Source organism: Leifsonia sp. NPDC056665, from assembly GCF_042791795.1.
Taxonomy (GTDB): domain Bacteria; phylum Actinomycetota; class Actinomycetes; order Actinomycetales; family Microbacteriaceae; genus Leifsonia.
Map to the genome: position 1 here is coordinate 48,611 of NZ_JBHTXK010000017.1, position 21,388 is coordinate 69,998.

The 21,388-nt window shown below is 70.8% G+C and carries 17 protein-coding genes and 1 pseudogene; 17 read left to right on the forward strand and 1 reads right to left on the reverse strand.

What is annotated here, in order from left to right:
• The first annotated feature begins 46 nt into the window (after positions 1 to 46).
• The 16 genes and pseudogenes from ACFQ9V_RS15310 to dnaE all read left to right on the forward strand — a co-directional run bounded on the left by ACFQ9V_RS15310 (position 47) and on the right by dnaE (position 19,461).
• Positions 47 to 1,591 (forward strand): Mur ligase family protein, encoded by a 1,545-nt coding sequence (locus ACFQ9V_RS15310; protein ID WP_382459980.1) that lies wholly within the window; start codon positions 47 to 49, stop codon positions 1,589 to 1,591.
• Complete coding sequence (murF, locus tag ACFQ9V_RS15315) at positions 1,591 to 3,024, forward strand: UDP-N-acetylmuramoyl-tripeptide--D-alanyl-D-alanine ligase (protein ID WP_382459981.1); 1,434 nt, start codon at positions 1,591 to 1,593, stop codon at positions 3,022 to 3,024. The genes ACFQ9V_RS15310 and murF overlap by 1 nt, the downstream gene beginning before the upstream one ends.
• On the forward strand, positions 3,021 to 4,133 hold the full coding sequence (gene mraY / locus ACFQ9V_RS15320) for a phospho-N-acetylmuramoyl-pentapeptide-transferase (RefSeq protein ID WP_370053993.1): 1,113 nt from the start codon (positions 3,021 to 3,023) through the stop codon (positions 4,131 to 4,133). Before murF ends, mraY begins: the two co-directional genes overlap by 4 nt.
• Complete coding sequence (gene murD, locus ACFQ9V_RS15325) at positions 4,130 to 5,680, forward strand: UDP-N-acetylmuramoyl-L-alanine--D-glutamate ligase (protein ID WP_382459982.1); 1,551 nt, start codon at positions 4,130 to 4,132, stop codon at positions 5,678 to 5,680. Before mraY ends, murD begins: the two co-directional genes overlap by 4 nt.
• A complete protein-coding gene (ftsW, locus tag ACFQ9V_RS15330) occupies positions 5,643 to 6,908 on the forward strand; it encodes a putative lipid II flippase FtsW (RefSeq protein ID WP_382459983.1) in 1,266 nt (421 codons plus the stop codon). The genes murD and ftsW overlap by 38 nt, the downstream gene beginning before the upstream one ends.
• A complete protein-coding gene (locus ACFQ9V_RS15335) occupies positions 6,905 to 7,981 on the forward strand; it encodes a glycosyltransferase (RefSeq protein ID WP_382459984.1) in 1,077 nt (358 codons plus the stop codon). Before ftsW ends, ACFQ9V_RS15335 begins: the two co-directional genes overlap by 4 nt.
• 57 nt (positions 7,982 to 8,038) lie before the next feature.
• A pseudogene (gene murC, locus ACFQ9V_RS15340) lies at positions 8,039 to 9,551 on the forward strand (UDP-N-acetylmuramate--L-alanine ligase).
• On the forward strand, positions 9,457 to 10,485 hold the full coding sequence (locus ACFQ9V_RS15345) for an FtsQ-type POTRA domain-containing protein (protein ID WP_382459985.1): 1,029 nt from the start codon (positions 9,457 to 9,459) through the stop codon (positions 10,483 to 10,485). The pseudogene murC and the gene ACFQ9V_RS15345 overlap by 95 nt, the downstream one beginning before the upstream one ends.
• A 143-nt stretch (positions 10,486 to 10,628) precedes the next feature.
• Positions 10,629 to 11,807: a cell division protein FtsZ gene (gene ftsZ, locus ACFQ9V_RS15350; protein WP_382459986.1), complete on the forward strand. Its 1,179-nt coding sequence runs from the start codon at positions 10,629 to 10,631 to the stop codon at positions 11,805 to 11,807.
• On the forward strand, positions 11,773 to 12,477 hold the full coding sequence (locus tag ACFQ9V_RS15355; RefSeq protein ID WP_382459987.1) for a YggS family pyridoxal phosphate-dependent enzyme: 705 nt from the start codon (positions 11,773 to 11,775) through the stop codon (positions 12,475 to 12,477). The genes ftsZ and ACFQ9V_RS15355 overlap by 35 nt, the downstream gene beginning before the upstream one ends.
• Before the next feature lie 70 nt (positions 12,478 to 12,547).
• Positions 12,548 to 13,069, forward strand: a complete 522-nt coding sequence (locus ACFQ9V_RS15360; protein ID WP_370053980.1) for a cell division protein SepF — start codon at positions 12,548 to 12,550, stop codon at positions 13,067 to 13,069.
• 73 nt (positions 13,070 to 13,142) lie between these two features.
• Complete coding sequence (locus tag ACFQ9V_RS15365) at positions 13,143 to 13,439, forward strand: YggT family protein (protein ID WP_179605620.1); 297 nt, start codon at positions 13,143 to 13,145, stop codon at positions 13,437 to 13,439.
• A gap of 160 nt (positions 13,440 to 13,599) precedes the next feature.
• A complete protein-coding gene (locus ACFQ9V_RS15370; protein ID WP_382459988.1) occupies positions 13,600 to 14,388 on the forward strand; it encodes a DivIVA domain-containing protein in 789 nt (262 codons plus the stop codon).
• A 34-nt stretch (positions 14,389 to 14,422) separates the two neighbouring features.
• Positions 14,423 to 14,980, forward strand: coding sequence for a signal peptidase II (gene lspA, locus ACFQ9V_RS15375; RefSeq protein WP_382460022.1), 558 nt, complete (start codon positions 14,423 to 14,425; stop codon positions 14,978 to 14,980).
• Positions 14,980 to 15,900, forward strand: a complete 921-nt coding sequence (locus ACFQ9V_RS15380; protein WP_370053976.1) for an RluA family pseudouridine synthase — start codon at positions 14,980 to 14,982, stop codon at positions 15,898 to 15,900. Before lspA ends, ACFQ9V_RS15380 begins: the two co-directional genes overlap by 1 nt.
• Positions 15,901 to 15,990: 90 nt before the next feature.
• Positions 15,991 to 19,461, forward strand: a complete 3,471-nt coding sequence (gene dnaE / locus ACFQ9V_RS15385; RefSeq protein ID WP_382460023.1) for a DNA polymerase III subunit alpha — start codon at positions 15,991 to 15,993, stop codon at positions 19,459 to 19,461.
• A gap of 10 nt (positions 19,462 to 19,471) precedes the next feature.
• Here the strand turns inward: dnaE and ACFQ9V_RS15390 are convergent, their stop codons facing one another.
• On the reverse strand, positions 19,472 to 19,966 hold the full coding sequence (locus ACFQ9V_RS15390; RefSeq protein ID WP_382459989.1) for a flavin reductase family protein: 495 nt from the start codon (positions 19,964 to 19,966) through the stop codon (positions 19,472 to 19,474).
• Positions 19,967 to 20,056: 90 nt separating this feature from the next.
• On the opposite strand from ACFQ9V_RS15390, the gene hisD reads away from it, so the two are divergent.
• Positions 20,057 to 21,361, forward strand: a complete 1,305-nt coding sequence (gene hisD / locus ACFQ9V_RS15395) for a histidinol dehydrogenase (RefSeq protein ID WP_382459990.1) — start codon at positions 20,057 to 20,059, stop codon at positions 21,359 to 21,361.
• Positions 21,362 to 21,388 lie beyond the last annotated feature (27 nt).

Below are 21,388 nucleotides of genomic sequence, written 5' to 3' on the forward strand. Positions count from 1 at the left end.
CCAGACCGTCTTGCGATCCACGAACCCCCGACTGAAAGTGAGCCCCGTGACAGGACCGGCGCCCTCCTCCCTGCGCCCCGAGCATCCCGTCGCCCGCCCGCTCGCCCAGTTGGTCGCGGAGTTCGGGCTGGATGTCCGGGGAGACCTCGACGCCGTCGAGGTGACCGGAGCAGCTCTCGCGAGCTCGGCGGTCGAGCCGGGTGACCTGTACGTCGGCGTGCCGGGCAAGAACGCGCACGGCGCGAGCTACGCCGCGGCCGCCGTCGAGGCGGGAGCCGTCGCGGTCCTGACCGACGCCGCGGGCGCGGAGCTCGCGGCCGACGCGGGCGTCCCCGTCATCGTGACCCCCGATCCGCGCGCCGCCCTCGGTGCGGTGGCGAGGTGGGTCTATCGCACCGGCGACAATTCGGCCACGCTGTTCGGCGTCACCGGCACCAACGGCAAGACCAGCGTCGTCTACCTGCTCTACGGCATCCTGGGCCAGCTCGGCGTCGTCGCCGGCCTGTCCTCGACCGCGGAGCGCCGCATCGGCGAGCACGCCATCACCAGCAAGCTGACCACCCCGGAGGCCAGCGAGCTGCACGCGCTGCTCGCCCGGATGCGCGAGGAGGGTGTCCGCGCCGTCGCGGTCGAGGTCTCCGCGCAAGCGCTCAGCCGGCACCGCGTCGACGGCATCGAGTTCGACGTCGTCGGCTTCACCAACCTCAGCCACGACCACCTCGACGACTACGCGGCGATGGACGACTACTTCGCGGCCAAGCTGGAGCTCTTCCAGCCCGACCGCGCCCGCCGCGGCGTCGTCACGGTCGACTCCGAGTGGGGCCGTTCGCTGGTCGAGCAGTCCCGCATCCCGGTCTCCACGCTCGCCAGCGTGCCGGGCGTCGACGCCGACTGGACGCTGACCGTGATCGAGGAGACCATCGCCGAGACGGTCTTCGAGCTCGCCGGCCCGGACGGGCGCCGCCTGGAGACCAGCGTGCCGCTGCTCGGCGCGTACAACGCCGCCAACGCGGCCCTCGCGATCGTCATGCTGGTGGAGTCCGGCTACGACCTCGACGCCATCGGCGCGGCGCTGGAGCGCGACGGCGGAATCGACGCCTACGTCCCCGGCCGCACCGAGCGCCTCTCCGGCGACCGCGGCCCCGTCGTCTTCATCGACTACGGGCACACGCCCGACGCCTTCCTGTCGCTGCTGGGCGCGCTGCGCCGGGTCACCGACGGCCGGATCGTCATGGTCTTCGGCGCCGACGGCGACCGCGACACCACCAAGCGCGCCGACATGGGCGCGATCGCCGCGCGCGGCGCCGACGCCGTGGTCATCACCGACTTCCACCCGCGCTCGGAGGACCCGGCCCTGATCCGCGCCGCATTGCTCGACGGCGCCCGCGCCGCCGTGCCGGACGCCGAGCTCTACGAGGTGGCCGACCCGCGCGCCGCCTTCCGCACGGCGCTCTCGCTCGCCGGCGACGGCGACGTGGTGCTCTACGCGGGCCCGGGGCACGAGGACTACCAGGAGGTCGCCGGACAGCGCCTCCCGTACTCCGCCCGCGACGACGCCCGGCTCGCGCTGCGAGAGGCCGGGTGGCTCTGATGATCGCCCTCACCCTCGCCGAGGTCGCCGCGGCGACCCGCGGCGAGCTTCTGCTCGACGGCACAGCAGCGACCCTGGAGACCGTCGTGACGGGGCTCTCGACCACCGACTCCCGGGAGGTCGTGCCCGGCACGATCTTCTTCGCCAAGCCAGGCGAGACGACGGACGGCCACCTCTTCGCGCCGCAGGCCGTCGAGGCCGGCGCGGCCCTCCTGGTCGTCGACCACGCCCTCGACCTGCCGGTCCCGCAGCTTGTCGTGCCCGACACCGTCGTGGCCCTCGGCGACCTCGCCACCGAGGTGATCGCCCGCGTGCGCGCGCTCGGCACACTGAGGATCGTCGGCGTCACCGGCTCCAACGGCAAGACGACCACGAAGAATCTCCTGCGCGCCATCCTCGAGCAGCTCGGCCCGACGATCGCGCCGCGGGCGTCGTTCAACAACGAGGTCGGCGCGCCGGTCACGATGCTGGAGGTCACCGAGGAGACGCAGTACCTCGTCGCCGAGATGGGCGCGAGCGGCATCGGCGAGATCGCCCGGCTGATCCGGATGGCCCGGCCGGACATCGGCATCGTCCTCAAGGTGGGCCTCGCGCACGCCGGCGAGTTCGGCGGCATCGAGAAGACCCTCGCGGCCAAGACCGAGATGGTCAGCGACCTGCTGGAGTCCGACGTCGCCGTCCTCAACCTGGACGACCCGCGCGTGGCCTCGATGGCCGACAAGACGCTCGCCCGCGTCCTGTGGTTCGGCCTGGACGACCGCGCGGCGGTGCGGGCCACGGACGTGCGCTCGACCGCGCGCGGCACGGCGTTCGTGCTGCACCTCCCGCCGGCAGACGGCGGCGAGGGCGCGGGGGAGTCGCGTCCCGTGCAGTTCCGCGTGCTCGGCGAGCACCACGTCATGAACGCGCTGGCCGCCGCGGCCGCCGCGCACACCCTCGGCGTGGACATCGACACGATCGTGAGCGCCCTGGAGACGGTCCAGCGCGCCGAGCGCTGGCGGATGGAGGTCATGGGCGGCGCCCGCGGCGTCACCGTCATCAACGACGCGTACAACGCGAGCCCCGACTCGATGTCCGCCGCCATCAAGACGCTGGCCCAGATCGCGGAGCCGGGGGAGCGCACCATCGCCGTCCTCGGCGAGATGAGCGAGCTGGGCGAGTTCTCCGGCGAGGAGCACGACCGGATCGGCCTGCTCGCCGTCCGGCTGGGCATCGACCAGCTGATCATCGTCGGGCCGTCAGCACGGCGCATGCACATCACCGCCATCAACGAGGGCTCGTGGGACGGGGAGTCCCTGTACTTCGAGACCCAGGACGCGGCGTTCGACCACCTCAGCGGAGCGTTGCGCTCCGGGGACACGGTGCTCGTCAAGTCCTCCAACTCGGCGGGGCTGCGCTTCCTCGGCGACCGACTGGGAGAATTCTTCTCGTGAGAGCCCTTCTGACCTCCGGCGCGCTGTCGATGGCGTTCACGCTGTTCCTGACGCCGCTCTTCATCCGGCTCTTCCGGCGGCTCCAGTGGGGCCAGTTCATCCGCGACGACGGGCCGCAGAGCCACCACGCCAAGCGCGGGACGGCCACGATGGGCGGCATCGTCGTCATCCTCGGCACGCTGTTCGGCTATTTCACCGCGTTGCTGCTGACGGGTGACGAGACGAGTGTGTCCGCCCTCCTGGTGCTGTTCCTCATGGTCGGCCTCGGGGTCGTCGGGTTCGTGGACGACTTCCTCAAGACGCGGCGCGAGCGCAGCCTCGGCCTGACCGGCTGGGCGAAGGTCGCCGGGCAGGTCATCGTTGCAACGGTCTGGGCCTTCCTGGCCGTCCGGTTCCCGGACGGGCGCGGCTACACGCCCGCGACGATGAGTGTCTCGTTCATCCGCGATCTTCCGATCGACTTCGGCTCGATCACCAAGTTCGGCGTGATCGGCGTGCTGGTCGGCTACGGCCTCTACCTGATCTGGATCAACTTCCTCGTCGCGGCGACCTCCAACGGCGTGAACGTGACGGACGGCCTCGACGGCCTGGCGTCCGGCGCGAGCATCCTCGCCATCGGCGCGTACATCATCATCGGGTTCTGGCAGTCGATCCAGTCGTGCGCGAGCCCCAACCTCAATCCCGAGAACCTCGCCAAGTGCTACGACGTGCGCGATCCGTTCGACCTGGCGATCGTCGCGACGGCGATCGTGGGCGCCGTGGTCGGGTTCCTCTGGTGGAACACCTCGCCCGCGCAGATCTTCCTCGGCGACACCGGCTCGCTCGCCCTCGGCGGCGCGGTCGCGGCGCTCGCGATCCTCAGCCGCACCGAGCTGCTGCTCGTCCTCATCGGCGGCCTGTTCGTGATCGAGGCGGGCTCGGTGATCGTCCAACGGGCGTACTTCAAGATCACGCGCGGCAGGCGCATCTTCCTGATGAGCCCGATCCACCATCACTTCGAGCTGAAAGGCTGGGCGGAGGTGACGGTCGTGGTCCGGTTCTGGATCATCGGCGGCCTCCTCGTCGCGGCCGGCGTCGGATCGTTCTACCTCGAGTGGCTCGCGACGTGACCGGTTCCCGGGAGCGCCTGGAGGCGCTCACGAGCTGGCACCACGACTGGTCTGGGCTGAGGGTCGCGGTGTTCGGCCTCGGCGTCACCGGCTTCTCGGTCGCCGACACGCTCGCCGAGCTGGGGGCGGAGGTGCTGGTCGTCACCTCCCGCGCGGACGCCGAGCGCGCCATGCTGCTGGAGGTCATCGGCGCCGAGCTGCTGGAGGAGCCGGACCTCGGCGCGCCGCCCGAGCGGCTCGTGGAGTTCGACCCGGAGCTCATCGTCGTCTCGCCCGGCTTCCACTGGGACCACCCGCTGCTGCTCTGGGCCGACCGGGGCGACCTCCCGGTCTGGGGCGACATCGAGCTGGCCTGGCGGCTGCGCGACAAGGTCGCCCCTCCCGGATCGGGCAACAGTGCGGCCGACTGGATCTGCGTCACCGGCACCAACGGCAAGACCACGACCGTCCAGCTCACCGCGACCATGCTGCTCGCCGGCGGCTCCCGCGTCGCGCCGTGCGGCAACATCGGCGTGCCGGTGCTCGACGCCATCCGCGACCCGCAGGGCTTCGACGTGCTCGTCGTGGAGCTGTCGAGCTACCAGCTCCACTGGATCAACCGGAACCGCGGTGGCGTGCTCTCGCCGTACTCGGCCGCCTGCCTGAACATCGCCGACGACCACCTCGACTGGCACGGCTCGATGGAGGCGTACATCGCCGCCAAGGCCAAGGTCTACGACAATGCCCAGGTCGCCTGCGTCTACAACCGTGCCGACAAGAACACCCTGCGCATGGTCGAGGAGGCCGAGGTGATCGAGGGCGCCCGCGCCATCGGCTTCGGCCTCGACATCCCCGGCCCGAGCGACTTCGGCATCGTGGACGGCATCCTCTGCGACCGCGCCTTCCTGGAGGACCGCCGCAACAGCGCCATCGAGCTGACCACGCTCGACGAGCTCGCGGAGGCCGGCCTCGCCGCCCCGCACGTCGTCGCCAACATCCTGGCCGCCAGCGCCCTCGCGCGCTCCTACGGCGTCGAGCCGCAGGTCATCCGCGACGTGCTCACCGCGTTCCGCCTCGACGCCCACCGCATCGAGCTGGTGCGGGTGGAGGCCGGCGTGAGCTGGGTGGACGACTCCAAGGCCACGAACCCGCACGCCGCCGACGCGTCGCTGCGCGCGTACCCGTCTGTCGTGTGGGTGGTCGGCGGCCTCCTCAAGGGCGTCGACATCGACCAGCTCGTGGCTGCGCACGCCGAACGGCTGCGCGGGGCGGTCCTGATCGGGGTCGACCGCGCCGCCCTGCTGGCCGCATTCGAGCGACACGCCCCCGGGCTGCCGGTGCTGGAGGTGGACGCCGACGAGACTGAAGGTGTCATGCCGCTGGCGGTTCGGCTGGCCGGCGGTCTCGCCCGCGAGGGGGACACCGTCCTGCTCGCACCGGCGGCGGCGTCGATGGACCAGTTCGCCGACTACGCCGAGCGCGGGCGCCTCTTCCAGGCGGCCGTCAACGAGTTCTTTGGAGGTGAGGCGGATGACGACGAGCCCGCCTCGCGTCCGCCGGGGGCCTGACCCGCGCGATCAGCCGGAACAGCCGGGACAGTCTGGCCAGCCCGGGCAGCCCGCGGACTCCCGTGGCTTCTCCACCCGCATCTCGCTCGGCCGGGCGATGAACAGCGAGTCCTCCGACTACTTCCTGCTGCTGGGCATCACGCTCTTCATGGTCGTGTTCGGGCTGGTCATGGTGCTCTCGTCGTCCGCCGTCGAGTCGCACAACGACACCGACAACTTCTTCTCGCGGTTCTGGTCGCAGGGCATGTACGCACTCGTCGGCCTCCCGCTGATGTTCATCGTCTCGCGCATCCCGATGACCTTCTGGAAGCGCTCGATCTGGTTCATCCTCGGCGCCGCGTGCTTCCTGCAGTTCCTGGTGCTCGTGACACCGCTCGGCGTGGAGATCGGCGGCAACCGCAACTGGATCCGCATCGGCGGGTTCGTCGGCCAGCCGTCGGAGGCGATCAAGATCGCGCTCGTCATCTGGCTGGGCGTCGTCCTGGCCCGCAAGCAGGACCTCCTCGACGACTGGCGGCACGTCGCGCTGCCGGTGCTCCCGATCGCGGGCGGCGCCATCGGCGTCGTCGTGCTCGGCGGCGACCTCGGCACGACCATCGTCATGTCGGCGTTCGTGCTGGGCGGGCTCTACTTCGCCGGCGTGCGCCTGCGCTACCTGTTCACAGGACTCGTCGGCGTCGCCATCGTGGCCGTCGTCGTCGCGATGTCGAGCGCCAGCCGGATGGGGCGCATCGCCGCGCTCTTCGGCGGCACGAGCGCCGCGAACCCCGACGTCAACTGGCAGATCAACAACGGCTTCTACGCGCTCGCCTCGGGCGGCGTGTTCGGCGTCGGCCTCGGCAACTCGCACTCGAAGTGGTCGTGGCTGCCCGCCGCCGACACCGACTTCATCTTCGCCATCATCGGCGAGGAGCTCGGCCTCATCGGGGCCGTCGTGGTGCTGTTGCTGTTCGTGATGCTCGCGATCGTCTTCCTGCGGATCATCCACGCGTCCACCGACACCTTCCCGCGCGTCACGACCGCGGCGATCATGGTGTGGCTGATCTTCCAGGCGTTCGTGAACATCGCGGTCGTGCTCGGGGTGATCCCGGTGCTCGGCGTGCCGCTCCCACTGATCTCTGCGGGAGGGACTGCGATGATCAGTTCCATGATCGCAATCGGCATCGTGATGTCCTTCGCCCGCCAGAACGCCCGCGACGCCCGTCGCGCGGGCGGCAGCGCCCTGTGAGCCGGTACCTCCTGGCCGGTGGTGGGACCGCCGGCCACGTCAATCCGCTGCTCGCCGTCGCCGACCGCCTGCGCCGCGACGACCCGTCGGCGGAGGTCGTGGTCCTCGGCACGAAGGAGGGGCTGGAGGCGCGGCTCGTCCCGGCCCGCGGCTACGAGCTCGCGACCGTCCCGAAACTGCCGTTCCCGCGCCGCCCGAACGGCGCTGCGCTGCGCTTCCCCGGCGAGTACCGGCGCGCGGTGCGCTCGGTCACCGACCTGATCCGCGAGCGCGGCATCGACGTCGTGGTGGGCTTCGGCGGCTACGCGGCCGCGCCGGCCTACTCGGCCGCCCGCAGTGCGCACGTGCCGTACGCGCTGCACGAGGCGAACGCCCGGCCGGGGCTCGCGAACCGGCTCGGCGCCCGGTCCACCCGGTGGGTCGGCGTCGCGTTCGAGGGCACGCCGCTGCGGCACGCCCGGTTCGTCGGGATGCCGCTGCGCCGCGAGATCGAGGAGCTCGACAGGGAGGCCTCCCGCCCGGCGGCCCTCGCCGAGTTCGGGCTCTCCGCCGACCGCCCGACCCTCCTGGTCACGGGAGGCTCGCTCGGCGCGCGGCGGCTCAACGGCACCATCGCCGAACGCGCCGCGCAGCTCACCGCCGCCGGCTGGCAGGTGCTCCACATCCAGGGCGGCCGCGGCGAGCTGACCGATCCCGGGGTGGAGCACTACCGGCTGCTCGACTACTGCGACCGCATGGACCTCGCCTTCGCGCTGACCGACTTCGCCGTCGCCCGCGCCGGCGCCGCGACGGTCTGCGAGTTCGCCGCCCTCGGCGTCCCGGCCGTCTACGTGCCCTTCCCGATCGGCAACGGCGAGCAGCGCTTCAACGCGGCGGGCGTCGTGGAGGCGGGCGGCGGCATCCTGGTGGACGACGCGGACTTCGTGCCCAGCTGGGTCGACGGGCGCCTGCTTCCGCTGCTCGCCGACCGCGCGGCGGTGGCCGAGATGGCGCGCAGAGCCGCGGTCACGGGCGTGCGGGACGGCTCCGACCGCATGGTCGCCCTGATCCGGAGCGCCCTGACCGTATCCTGAGGTTCGCCGCGTAGCCTGTAACCTGTCAACTCGACTCGCGGACCGAAAGCAGCACCTGTGACGATCAAACCCGACCTCAACGCCACCATCCCCGACGAGCTGGGCAGTCTCCACTTCGTCGGCATCGGCGGCTCAGGGATGAGCGGCATCGCGCGACTGTTCCTGGAGTCCGGCCACACGGTCACCGGCTCCGACGTGCGCCACTCGGCGAACGTCGACGCGCTGCGCGCCCTCGGCGCCACCGTCGCGATCGGCCACGACGCGGCGAACGTCGGCGACGCCGACACCCTCGTGGTCACCGGCGCGCTCTGGCAGGACAACCCGGAGTACCAGCTCGCGCTGGCCAACGGCATCCCGGTGCTGCACCGCTCGCAGGCGCTGGCCTGGCTGATCAACAGGAAGCGCCTCGTCGCGGTCGCGGGCGCGCACGGCAAGACGACGTCGACCGGCATGATCGTCACCGGCCTCCTCGGCCTCGGCGAGGACCCGAGCTTCGTCAACGGCGGCGTCATCGCCTCGCTCGGCAAAAGCTCGCAGACCGGCAGCGGCGAGCTGTTCGTCGTGGAGGCCGACGAGTCCGACGGCTCCTTCCTGCTCTACGACACGGCGGTCGCGCTGATCACCAACGTCGACCCCGACCACCTCGACCACTACGGCTCGCTGGAGGCGTTCGAGGACGCCTTCGTGACCTTCGCCAGGGAGGCCGACGAGCTCGTCGTCGTCTCCTCCGACGACGCGGGCGCGAAGCACGTCCACCGCCGGCTGGTGGAGGTCGCGCCCGACAAGCGCGTCGTCACCTTCGGCGAGGCGGAGGACGCCGACGTGCGCGTCCACTCGATCGACACCGACGGCCCCGTCGCGTTCACGCTGAGCCACGCCGGCGCCGAGTACTCGGCGCGCCTGCGCGTGCCTGGGCGGCACAACGCGATCAACGCCGCCGGCGCCTTCGCCGTGCTGACCGGCCTCGGCTTCGACCCCGCCGCCGCGCTGGCCGCCATCGCGGAGTTCGGCGGCACGGAGCGCCGCTTCGAGCTGCACGGCAACGTGGGCGGCGTGAGCGTCTACGACGACTACGCCCACCACCCGACCGAGGTCGCCGCCGCCCTGTCGGCCGCGCGCACGGTCGTCGGCGAGGGCCGCATCATCGCGGTCCACCAGCCGCACCTCTACAGCCGCACCCGCCTGTTCGCGCAGGAGTTCGCCGAGACCCTGGAGACGTACGCCGACGAGACCGTCGTGCTCGACGTCTACGGCGCGCGCGAGGACCCGGAGCCCGGGGTGACCGGCGCGCTGGTCGCCGACCGGTTCCGGCATCCCGAGCACGTCGCATTCATCGCCGACTGGCAGGAGGCCGCCGACCACACCGCGCGGATCGCGCGCGAGGGCGACTTCGTCATCACCCTCGGCTGCGGCGACGTCTACCGGATCGTCCCGCAGCTCCTCGACTCGCTCCGCCGCGTCCGGGAGTAGCCGCGGTGAAGCGTCCAGCGGGGTTCGACCGGTCGGCGGCACGGCAGAGCGGCGCTCCGGCGCCCTCCGCGCCGGAGACCGCGGCCCCTTCGCGCCCTGAGCCGGGCCGTGCGCCGTCCGCATCGCCGGTCGGGACGATCACCGAGCCGATCCCGATCGTGCGCACGCAGGAGCCGATCCCCGAGCCGATCCTCGAGCACAAGCTCCGCCCGTCCCGCGCAGCGGCCGACCGCCTCCCGCTCACCGAGCGCGTGCCGAGCAACCGCGAGATCTCCAAGGCCCTCCGCGCTGCCCGCGCCGAACGCAAGCGGGTGGAGCGCGGCGAGGTGCGCCGGTTCACCAAGCGCTCGCGCCGCCGCAGGATGGCGTGGCTCGGCGCCGCGGGGGTCGCCGTCGCGCTGGTGCTCGGCGTGATCCTGGTCGGCCTCTCGCCGCTGCTGGCTCTCCGGCACATCCAGGTCGTCGGCGCATCGCGGCTCGACGCCGGCGCGATCTCGGCCAAGCTCGGCGACCAGGTCGGCAAGCCGCTCGCGCTGCTCGACCAGGCCGCGATCTCCAGCGACCTGGCGGCCTTCCCGCTGATCCGCAGCTACACGCTGGAGAGTCACCCGCCGGACACCCTGGTGGTGCGCATCGTCGAGCGCCAGGCGATCGGCGCGGTCCAGCGCGGGTCGGCGTTCGTGCTCGTGGACGCGGCGAAGGTGCCCATCTCCTCCAGCGCGAACCGCCCGGCCGGCTATCCGATCATCGCCGCGACAGGAGCCGCGGCCGACGCGAACGCAGACTCCGGCTTCGCCGCTGCCGCCTCCGTGCTGTCGTCGCTGCCCGCCGATGTGCTGAGCCGGGTGGACACCATCTCGGCGAAGACGAAGGACGACGTGTCGTTCACCCTCCGCGAGGGCGGAGCGACCGTGGTCTGGGGGAGCGCGGAGGACTCCGCGCTCAAGTCAGCGGACCTCGCAGCGCTGCTCAAGGGTGCGCCCAAGGCGAGCCGTTTCGACGTCTCGTCGCCGCACAGCGTGACGACAGGATGACCGGGTTTCCGGCGCATTTGCCGACACGCCTGCGAACTGCGGCGGGAGCGGCCCCTGCGGCCCTACCGTCGAAATCGAGAATTGCATACTCAGCATAACTTTAAGCCTCGACTAGAGGTTGAAGGTTCCCGTGGAGGCCGGACGTGACAGCAAACCAGAACTACCTCGCCGTGATCAAGGTCGTCGGCATCGGCGGTGGCGGCGTCAACGCCGTCAACCGGATGATCGAACTCGGCCTGCGCGGCGTCGAGTTCATCGCCATCAACACGGACGCCCAGGCGCTGCTGATGAGCGACGCCGACGTGAAGCTCGACGTGGGCCGCGAGATCACCCGCGGCCTCGGCGCCGGAGCCGACCCCGAGGTCGGCCGCCGCGCGGCGGAGGACCACGCGGAGGAGATCGAGGAGGCGCTCGCCGGAGCCGACATGGTCTTCGTGACCGCGGGAGAGGGCGGCGGCACCGGCACCGGCGGCGCGCCCGTCGTGGCCCGCATCGCGAAGTCGATCGGCGCCCTGACCATCGGTGTCGTCACCAAGCCGTTCTCGTTCGAGGGCAAGCGCCGCCAGCAGCAGGCCGAGTCCGGTGTGCAGCGGCTCAAGGAAGAGGTCGACACCCTCATCGTCGTGCCGAACGACCGGCTGCTGGAGATCAGCGACCGCGGCATCAGCATGCTGGAGGCGTTCTCCACCGCCGACCAGGTGCTCCTCGCCGGTGTGCAGGGCATCACCGACCTGATCACCACCCCCGGGCTCATCAACCTCGACTTCGCCGACGTGAAGTCGGTCATGCAGGGCGCGGGCTCCGCGCTCATGGGCATCGGCTCCTCGCGCGGCGCGGACCGGGCCATCAAGGCCGCGGAGCTGGCTGTCGCCTCCCCGCTGCTGGAGGCCTCCATCGACGGCGCCCACGGCGTGCTGCTCTCCATCCAGGGCGGATCGAACCTCGGCATCTTCGAGATCAACGACGCGGCCCGCCTGGTGCAGGAGGCCGTCCACCCCGAGGCGAACATCATCTTCGGCGCGGTCATCGACGACACCCTCGGCGACGAGGTCCGCGTCACGGTCATCGCGGCCGGGTTCGACGGCGGCGAGCCGAAGTCCGTCCAGGCCTCGGCCGCCGACGCGCGTCGGTCGACCTACGTGGAGGCCGGCTCCGAGGAGCCTGCGGTCACCTCGTCCGCGACGGTCGAGCACGCCGAACAGGAGGCCGCGGCCACCGAGTGGCACGCGACCGGCGAGACCCCGGTGACAGAGACCACGCAGAAGGACCCGGCGTTCGACGACGAGAATGACGACCTCGACATCCCCGACTTCCTCAAGTAGCCCGCTCGCGGAGCGGCTCGCCGCGGTCCGGGAGGGCGTCGCCGACGCCGCCCGGGCCGCCGGCCGCTCCCCGGACGAGCTGACGACGATCGTGGTGACCAAGTTCCACCCGGCGTCGCTCGTCCGCGAGCTCGCGGCTCTCGGCGTGCGCGACGTGGGGGAGAACCGCCACCAGGAGGCGCAGGAGAAGGCGGCAGAGCTCGCCGACCTCGACCTGCGCTGGCACTTCGTCGGCCAGCTCCAGAGCAAGAAGGCGCGGCAGGTGCGGCGCTACGCGGCCGTCATCCACTCGCTCGACCGGATCGCGCTGGTCGACGCGCTGAAGCTGGACGACGCGCCCGACGTGGACGTGTTCGTCCAGCTCAACCTCACCGACGACCCGGGCCGTGGCGGCGTGGCCGACCGCGACCTGGAGCCGCTGGTCGAGCATATGCTCGCGACGCCCGGCCTCCGCCTCCTCGGCGTCATGGCGGTCGCCCCGCTGGACGAGGAGCCGTCGCGTGCGTTCGAGCGCGTGCGCGTTGCCAGCGAACGGGTCCGCGGACTCGCGCCGGAGGCCACCGCGATCTCGGCCGGGATGTCCCAGGACTACCGGGAGGCCGTCGCCGCCGGTGCGACACACCTTCGCATCGGCACCGCCATTACCGGGAATCGGCCGAGCCTTCGTTAATCTCGAAAGAGAAGAAGGTTCATTCAGTGCGTGCGAGGCGTCGGCGCACCGGTCTACACGGAGGAAGCGCATGGCCAACCCGCTGAAGAAGACGATGGTCTACCTCGGCCTCGCCGACGAGGAGCTGGAGTTCGACGAGCACGAGCAGGTGCAGCACCAGCCGGTGCAGCAGCCGCGCCGCGAGGCCCCGGCCCCGTCGCCCGTCCAGCCCGTCCCGCACCCTGCACCGGTCGCTCCCGTGGCCGGCCGCGCACCGGTGACCCCGCTGCGCAAATCGTCCACCGCACGGAATGTTTCGGTACAGGAAATGAACGAGATCCTCACAGTCCACCCCCGTCAGTACCGCGACGCGCAGGCGATCGCCGAGTCCTTCCGCGAGGGCATCCCGGTGATCATCAACCTGTCGCAGATGAGCGAGGGCGACGCCCGCCGCCTCATCGACTTCGCCAGCGGCCTCTCGCAGGGCCTCTACGGCAAGATCGAGCGGGTGACTCCCAAGGTGTTCCTGCTCTCGCCGTCGCACGTCGTGGTCTCCGGCGAGCACGGCGGCCAGGACGCCGACGTCGACGCCTCCTTCTTCGCGCAGGCCTGATCCACTCCTCGAAAGCGCACCGTCCGGCAGGGCGGTGCGCTTTCGTGCATACGCGGTCGTTCATACTGGAGGGGTGCTTGTCGTCTCGATCATCGCGAACGTGCTCTACTACGTCCTGCTGATCTACTTCTTCGTCCTCTGGGCCCGGTTCGTGCTGGACCTGGTGCGCACGTTCGCGCGGCAATGGCGCCCGCGCGGCTTCGGACTCGTGCTCGCCGAGTCGACCTACGTGGTCACCGACCCGCCGATCCGCTTCTTCCGCCGGATCATCCCTCCGCTGTCGATGGGGCCGGTCGCGATCGACTTCGGCTGGAGCCTCACCATGCTGGTCGTCATCATCGGCCTCTACGTGACCCTGAGTTTCACCTGACGCACTGCGAGCGTCGGTTGGGGTCGGGCTGGGCTGCCGTTGTAGTGTGGTCGAGGCCGACGCACCACGGGTGCGGCGGAGTGCGCGGCGGCCGTGCACTTTGCTAGCGTTGGCTGAACGCACTCATTGTTCGTCCTTTTTAGATCTAAGGTGGCTTCTCATGGCGCTGACTCCGGAAGATGTGGTCAACAAGCGGTTTCAACCGACGAAATTCCGTGAGGGCTACGATCAGGACGAGGTCGACGACTTCCTCGACGAGGTGGTCGTCGAGCTCCGACGACTGACCCAGGAGAGCGACGAGCTCAAGCAGCGCCTCGTGGCCGCCGACTCGCGCATCGCAGAGCTGCAGCGCAGCGGCGGCTCCGGTCAGGCCGCGGCTCCCGCGCCTGCTGCCGCCGACAACGGCGAGGTGCAGCGCCTCCAGCAGGAGAACGACGACCTCAAGCAGCGCCTGGCCGCCGCGCAGCAGCAGGCCGCGCAGGCGCAGCAGGCTCCCGCCGCCCCGGCCGCGGCCGCGGGCGCCGCAGCGGGCTTCGCCGCAGGCGCCGCCGACGCGAACGACCCGAACGCGACCAACAACCTCCTCCAGCTCGCGCGCCGCCTGCACGAGGAGCACGTCCGCGAGGGCGTGGAGAAGCGCGACGCGCTCATCGCCGAGGGGCACGCCACCGCCGCCCGCATCGTCGCCGAGGCCGAGTCCAAGCAGCGCGCCCAGATCAGCGCCCTCGACCAGGAGCGTGCCGGCCTCGAGCGCCGTATCGACGAGCTCCGCGGCTTCGAGCGCGACTACCGCCAGGGCCTGAAGGGCTACATCGAGGGCCAGCTCCGCGACCTCGACAGCCAGTCGGCCTCCTTCGGCGGCAACGCCCCCACTCCGGTGCCTGCGGGCTCCTCCGACGGCCAGGACCAGGGCGCTCAGCCTCCGGTCTTCCCGGGCTTTGGAGGCTAGCCCCTCGAGGGCCAAGGTCAGCATCAGGGCCTTGGTGATCCTGGCGGTGGTCGCGCTCTGCGTGTACCTCCTGGACCAGATCGCCAAGGTCCTGGTCGTCTCGAACCTCTACGAGGGCCAGCAGGTCCAGGTCCTCGGACAGCTCCTCCAGCTCCACTTCGTCAAGAACCCGGGCGCGGCCTTCTCCATCGGCAGCGGGTCGACCTGGATCTTCTCGATCGTCGGCGTCGGCGTGCTCGGCTTCGTCATCTGGTACGCGCCGCGCATCCGCTCGACGGCGTGGGCCATCCTCTTCGGCCTCCTGCTCGGCGGCCTGCTCGGCAATCTGACCGACCGGCTCTTCCGGGAGCCGGGCTTCGGCGTCGGGCATGTGGTGGACTTCCTGCAGATCCCGCTGCTGCCGGCCATCTTCAACCTCGCGGACGTCGCCATCGTCTCCAGCATGGTGCTGTTCCTCATCCTCACGCTGCGCGGCGTCGGCCTCGACGGCCGGGAGCCTGCCGATGCGGACGACGAGGCCGAGGAAGACGACGCGGCCGTTGAGGCCGAGCCCGCCCCCGACGCGCACGAGCCCCGGAACCCGCAGCCCTGATGGAGTCGCGCAGCCTCCCCGTCCCGGACGGCCTCGAAGGCTCCCGCGTCGACGCGGGCCTCGCCAAGCTCCTGGGCTTCTCGCGCAGCTTCGCCGCCGAGGTGGCCGAGGCCGGCGGTGTGACGGTCGACGGCCGCGAGGCCGGGAAGTCGGACCGGCTCTCCGCCGGCTCCTGGCTCGAGGTCTCCTGGCAGCCGCGCGAGGAGGCCCGCATCGTGCCGATCGCGGTGCCAGAGCTGACGATCGTGCACGATGACGACGACATCGTGGTCATCGACAAGCCGGTCGGCGTCGCCGCGCATCCGTCGGTCGGCTGGGAGGGCCCGACGGTCCTCGGCGCCCTGGCGGCCGCGGGCTTCCGCATCTCGACCTCCGGCGCCGCCGAGCGCGCGGGGATCGTCCACCGCCTCGACGCCGGCACCAGCGGCCTGATGGTCGTCGCCAAGTCCGAGCACGCCTACACCGTGCTCAAGCGCGCCTTCCACGACCGCACGGTGGAGAAGATCTACCACGCCGTCGTCCAGGGCCACCCCGATCCGCTCACCGGGACGATCGACGCGCCGATCGGGCGGCATCCCCGCAGCGACTGGAAGTTCGCGGTCGTCGCCGGCGGCAAGCCGTCCGTGACGCACTACGAGACCATCGAGGCGTTCCCGGCGGCGAGCCTGCTGGAGATCCACCTGGAGACCGGGCGCACCCACCAGATCCGCGTGCACATGGCGGCCCAGCGGCACCCGTGCGCCGGCGACGCGATGTACGGCGCGGACCCGGCGCTGTCGGCTCGGCTGGGGCTCACCCGGCAGTGGCTGCACGCCGTCCAGCTCGCCTTCGACCACCCGGCGACGGGGGAGTGGGTGACCTTCACCACGACCTACCCGGAGGATCTGCAACACGCTCTGGACGTGCTCCGAGCGTCGTAGGTCCGACGTAGTCTTAAGCCCTCACCTCGACCCGGAGCAATAGTGCCGACCGACTCCTTCGTCCATCTCCACGTCCACAGCGAGTACTCGATGCTCGACGGGGCCGCACGCGTCAAGCCGCTCATCGAGGCGGCTGTCGAGCAGGGCATGCCGGCCGTCGCGATCACCGACCACGGCAACATGTTCGGCGCGTTCGACTTCTGGCGCACCGCGACGGACGCGGGCATCAAGCCGATCATCGGCACCGAGGCCTACCTGACCCCGCGGACCCACCGCACCGACAAGACCCGCGTGCGCTGGGGCGACGGCGGCGGCGACGACGTGTCGGGCTCCGGCGCGTACACGCACATGACGATGCTCGCGGCGACGACCGAGGGCATGCACAACCTCTTCCGGCTGTCTTCGTACGCCTCCACCGAGGGCTACTACTTCAAGCCGCGCATGGACCGCGAACTGCTGAACCGGTACTCGAAGGGGATCATCGCCACCACGGGTTGCCCGTCCGGCGAGGTGCAGACCCGGCTGCGGCTCGGGCAGTACGAGGAGGCCAAGAAGGCCGCGGCGGAGTTCCGCGACATCTTCGGCCCGGAGAATTTCTTCGCCGAGATCATGGACCACGGGCTCGGCATCGAGCGCCGCATCATGAGCGACCTGATCCGGCTCGCCAAGGAGCTCGGCCTCCCGCTAGTGGCGACCAACGACCTCCACTACACGCACGCGGCCGACGCCAAGAGCCACGCGGCGCTGCTGTGCGTGCAGTCCGGCTCGACGCTGGACGACCCCAACCGGTTCAAGTTCGACGCCGACGAGTTCTACCTCAAGACGCCGGAGGAGATGCGCCGGCTCTTCCGCGACCACCCGGACGCCTGCGACAACACGCTGGCCATCGCCGAGCGCGTCGATGTGAAGTTCGACACCGCGGCCAACTACATGCCGCGCTTCCCGGTGCCGGAGGGCGAGACCGAGCAGAGCTGGTTCGTCAAGGAGGTCGAGAAGGGCCTCCACGAGCGCTACCCGGGCGGCATCACCGAGGAGGTCCGCAAGCAGGCCGACTACGAGACGGGCGTCATCCTGCAGATGGGCTTCCCCGGCTACTTCCTCGTCGTCGCCGACTTCATCAACTGGTCGAAGAACAACGGCATCCGCGTCGGCCCGGGACGTGGCTCCGGCGCCGGCTCGATGGCCGCCTATGCGATGCGGATCACCGACCTCGACCCGCTGCGGCACGGCCTGATCTTCGAGCGCTTCCTCAACCCCGACCGCGTCTCGATGCCCGACTTCGACGTCGACTTCGACGACCGCCGCCGCGGCGAGGTGATCAAGTACGTGACCGAGAAGTACGGCTCGGAGCGCGTCGCGCAGATCGTCACCTACGGAACCATCAAGGCCAAGCAGGCGCTGAAGGACTCCGGCCGGGTGCTCGGCTTCCCGTTCTCGATGGGCGAGAAGCTCACCAAGGCGATGCCGCCGCCCGTCATGGGCAAGGACATCCCGCTCACGGGCATCTTCGACAAGGAGCACCCGCGCTTCAAGGAGGCCGTCGACATCCGCGCGGTCGTCGAGAGCGACCCGGAGGCCAAGACGGTCTTCGACACCGCGCTCGGCCTCGAGAACCTCAAGCGCCAGTGGGGTGTGCACGCGGCCGGCGTCATCATGTCGTCCGACCCGCTGATCGACGTCATCCCGATCATGAAGCGCGAGCAGGACGGCCAGATCGTCACGCAGTTCGACTATCCGGCCTGCGAGTCGCTCGGCCTGATCAAGATGGACTTCTTGGGGCTGCGCAACCTCACGATCATCAACGACGCTCTCGACAACATCCGCGACAACCGGGGCGAGAACCTCGTGCTCGAAGAGCTGGAGCTGGACGACCGCGGCGCCTACGAGCTGCTGTCCCGCGGCGACACGCTCGGCGTGTTCCAGCTCGACGGCGGCCCGATGCGCTCGCTGCTGCGCCTGATGAAGCCGGACAACTTCGAGGACATCTCGGCGCTCATCGCGCTGTACCGCCCGGGTCCGATGGGCGCGAACTCGCACACGAACTACGCGCTGCGCAAGAACAACCTCCAGGACATCACGCCGATCCACCCGGAGCTCGCGGAGCCCCTCGCGGAGATCCTCTCGACCAGCTACGGCCTGATCATCTATCAGGAACAGGTCATGGCCATCGCGCAGAAGGTCGCCGGGTTCTCGCTCGGACAGGCCGACATCCTGCGCCGCGCGATGGGCAAGAAGAAGAAGTCCGAGCTGGACAAGCAGTTCGAGGGCTTCTCGCAGGGCATGGTCGACCGCGGCTTCTCGATGGCGGCGGTCGGCAAGCTGTGGGAGATCCTGCTGCCGTTCTCGGACTACGCGTTCAACAAAGCGCACTCGGCCGCCTACGGCGTCATCTCGTACTGGACCGCGTACCTCAAGGCGCACTACCCGGCCGAGTACATGGCCGCGCTGCTGACCAGCGTCGGCGACTCCAAGGACAAGATGGCGCTCTACCTCAACGAGTGCCGCCGGATGGGCATCAAGGTGCTCCCGCCGGACGTCAACGAGTCCAACCTTTACTTCGCCGCCGTCGGCACCGACATCCGCTTCGGCATGGGCGCGGTCCGCAACGTCGGCGCGAACGTCGTGGACGGCGTGCGGGCGGCCCGCGAGGACAAGGGCCGGTTCGAGTCGTTCCACGACTTCCTCAGCAAGGTCCCTGTGCACGCGGCCAACAAGCGCACGGTCGAGTCGCTCATCAAGGCGGGCGCGTTCGACTCGCTCGGGCACACCCGACGCGCGCTCGTGGAGGTGCACGAGGACGCGGTGGAGTCCGCGGTCAAGATCAAGCGCAGCGAGGCGAACGGCGACGTCGGCTTCGACTTCGACAGCCTCTGGGGCGAGGACGAGCAGAACCAGACGCAGCACCACATCCCGGATCGCCCGGAGTGGGTGAAGCGCGACAAGCTCGCGTTCGAGCGCGAGATGCTCGGGCTCTACGTCTCCGACCACCCGCTGGCCGGGCTGGAGCTGCAGCTCGCCAAGCTCGCGAGCACGTCGATCGCCGAGCTGCTCTCCTCCGACAGCGTGCAGGACGGCGACACCGTGGTCATCGCGGGACTCGTCACGAGTGTGCAGCACCGCGTGGCGAAGGCGTCGGGCAACCAGTACGGCATGATCCAGGTCGAGGACTTCGGCGGCGAGATGACCGTCATGTTCATGGGCAAGGCGTACACGGAGTTCTCGCCGATGATGCAGGGCGACTCGATCGTCGTCGTGCGCGGGCGCGTCAGCATGCGCGACGACGGGATGAACCTGCACGCGTTCAGCCTGATGGTGCCCGACCTCGGCCAGGCCGACGACATCGGGACGCTGATGATCACGATGGCCGACCAGCGCGCGACGACCGACACGGTGGCCTCGCTCGCGGAGGTGCTGTCGCGGCATCCCGGCGACAGCGAAGTGCGGCTGCGGCTGGTCAAGGGCCAGGTCGCGCGGGTGTTCGAGGTCCCGAGGCCCGTGAAGGTCTCGCCCGACCTCTACGGCGAGCTCAAAGGCCTCCTCGGCCCCAACTGCCTCGTGTAGGCGCCGCGGGTCAGTCGAGTTCGCTGGGGCGGTGGTAGCGGCGCTCGTGGTACAGCAGCGGCTCGTCGGGGGCGCCGAGCTCGCCGTCCTCGATCTGGACGACGACCACCGCGCTGTTGTGCACGTGGAACCGCTCCACGATGCGGCCGACCATCCACGCGGTCACGTCGTTGATGACCGGGAGGCCGTACGGTCCGCGGCGCCAGTGGTCGCCGAGGAACCGCCGCGTGTTGTCGTCCGAGAGGATCTCCGCGACGCCCTTGTTCCGCACGCCGAGCATGTGGATGATGACCCGGTCGGTCTCCGCGATCGCCGGCCAGCTCGACGCCGACAGCGCCATGTTGAACGTCGCGAGCGGCGGGACGGCGGACAGCGAGGCGAGCGAGGTCGCGGTGAACCCGACCGGCGTGCCGTCGGCGGTCAGCGCGGTGACGATCGCCACACCGGCGGCGTGCCGGCGGAACGCCTGCCGGAAGGCGGAGAGGTCGGGGGTCGCGTCAGTCATACGCAGTTATCAAGCGCCGATCGGGGTGAGGAATTCCGCGCCAGCGTTCGGGCTGAGCGGAGCGGGTGGTGCGGATAGGCTTGACCGGTCATGATGCAGACCATCGATCTCCGCGGAGTCCAGCCTACCCGGGCCGCTTTCGAGCGCCTCGTCCCCCGTCCCGTCGTGGACATCCAGGTCGCCGTGCGCGTCGCGACCGAGCTGATCGACGACGTCCGGACCAGGGGAGCGGCCGCCCTCGCGGACCAGGCGGCGAAGTTCGACGGCGGCGCGCCCGCCTCGGTGCGCGTGCCTGCGTCCGAGATCGCCGCGGCCGTCACCGCGCTGCCTGCCGACGTGCGCGCTGCGCTGGAGGAGGCCATCGTCCGCGTCCGCGAGGCGACCGCCGCGCAGGTCCCTCCGCCCGCCGAGACCCGGATCGGGCCCGGCGCGACCATCGTGCAGCGCTGGCAGCCGGTGGAGCGCGCGGGGCTGTACGTCCCGGGCGGCAAGGCCGTCTACCCGTCGAGCGTCGTGATGAACGCCGTGCCGGCGCAGGTCGCCGGCGTCGCCTCCGTGGCGCTCGCCAGCCCGCCGCAGCGCGCGTTCGGCGGCGCGGTGCACCCGGTCATCCTCGGCGCGGCCGGACTGCTCGGCATCGACGAGGTCTACGCGATGGGCGGGGCCGGCGCGATCGGCGCGCTCGCCTGGGGCGTGGAGGACATCGGACTCGACCCGGTCCAGGTCATCACCGGCCCCGGCAACATCTACGTCGCCGCGGCCAAGCGCGTCGTCCGCGGCCAGGCCGGCATCGACTCGGAGGCCGGGACCACCGAGATCCTCGTGATCGCCGACGACACCGCCGACGCCCGCTTCGTCGCCGCCGACCTGATCAGCCAGGCCGAGCACGACGAGGCCGCTGCCTCCCTGCTCGTCACCGACAGCCCGGCGTTCGCCGAGCGGGTCGCGGCCGAGCTGGAGGCCCTCGCCGGCGCCACCAAGCACGCCGAGCGCGTGCGCACGGCGCTGGCGGGCCAGCAGTCGGCGCTCGTGCTCGTGGACGACCTCGCAGCGGCGGCCGCGTTCAGCAACGCCTACGGCCCGGAACACCTCGAACTGCAGACGGGCGACCCGGACGCCCTGCTCGCGCTCATCCAGAACGCCGGCGCGATCTTCGTCGGCCCGAGCGCCCCGGTCAGCCTCGGCGACTACCTCGCCGGCTCCAACCACGTCCTCCCCACGGGCGGCCAGGCCCGGTTCTCGCCCGGTCTCGGCGCGTACTCCTTCCTGCGCCCGCAGCAGGTCATCCGCTACGACCGTGACGCGCTGAGGACGGTGGCCGACCGCATCGTCGCGCTGTCGTCGGCGGAGGACCTGCCCGCGCACGGCGAGGCCGTCACCATCCGGTTCCAGTGAGGCGCACGGCGATCCGTCCCTCCGGGC

Coding starts and splice junctions, on each gene's coding strand:
- murF (WP_382459981.1), top strand. CDS start 1,591: ATGATCGCCCTCACCCTCGCCGAGGTCGCCGCGGCGACCCGCGGCGAG.
- ftsW (WP_382459983.1), top strand. CDS start 5,643: ATGACGACGAGCCCGCCTCGCGTCCGCCGGGGGCCTGACCCGCGCGAT.
- ACFQ9V_RS15355 (WP_382459987.1), top strand. CDS start 11,773: ATGACGACCTCGACATCCCCGACTTCCTCAAGTAGCCCGCTCGCGGAG.
- ACFQ9V_RS15360 (WP_370053980.1), top strand. CDS start 12,548: ATGGCCAACCCGCTGAAGAAGACGATGGTCTACCTCGGCCTCGCCGAC.
- ACFQ9V_RS15370 (WP_382459988.1), top strand. CDS start 13,600: ATGGCGCTGACTCCGGAAGATGTGGTCAACAAGCGGTTTCAACCGACG.
- ACFQ9V_RS15380 (WP_370053976.1), top strand. CDS start 14,980: ATGGAGTCGCGCAGCCTCCCCGTCCCGGACGGCCTCGAAGGCTCCCGC.
- dnaE (WP_382460023.1), top strand. CDS start 15,991: ATGCTCGACGGGGCCGCACGCGTCAAGCCGCTCATCGAGGCGGCTGTC.
- ACFQ9V_RS15390 (WP_382459989.1), bottom strand. CDS start 19,966: ATGACTGACGCGACCCCCGACCTCTCCGCCTTCCGGCAGGCGTTCCGC.
- hisD (WP_382459990.1), top strand. CDS start 20,057: ATGATGCAGACCATCGATCTCCGCGGAGTCCAGCCTACCCGGGCCGCT.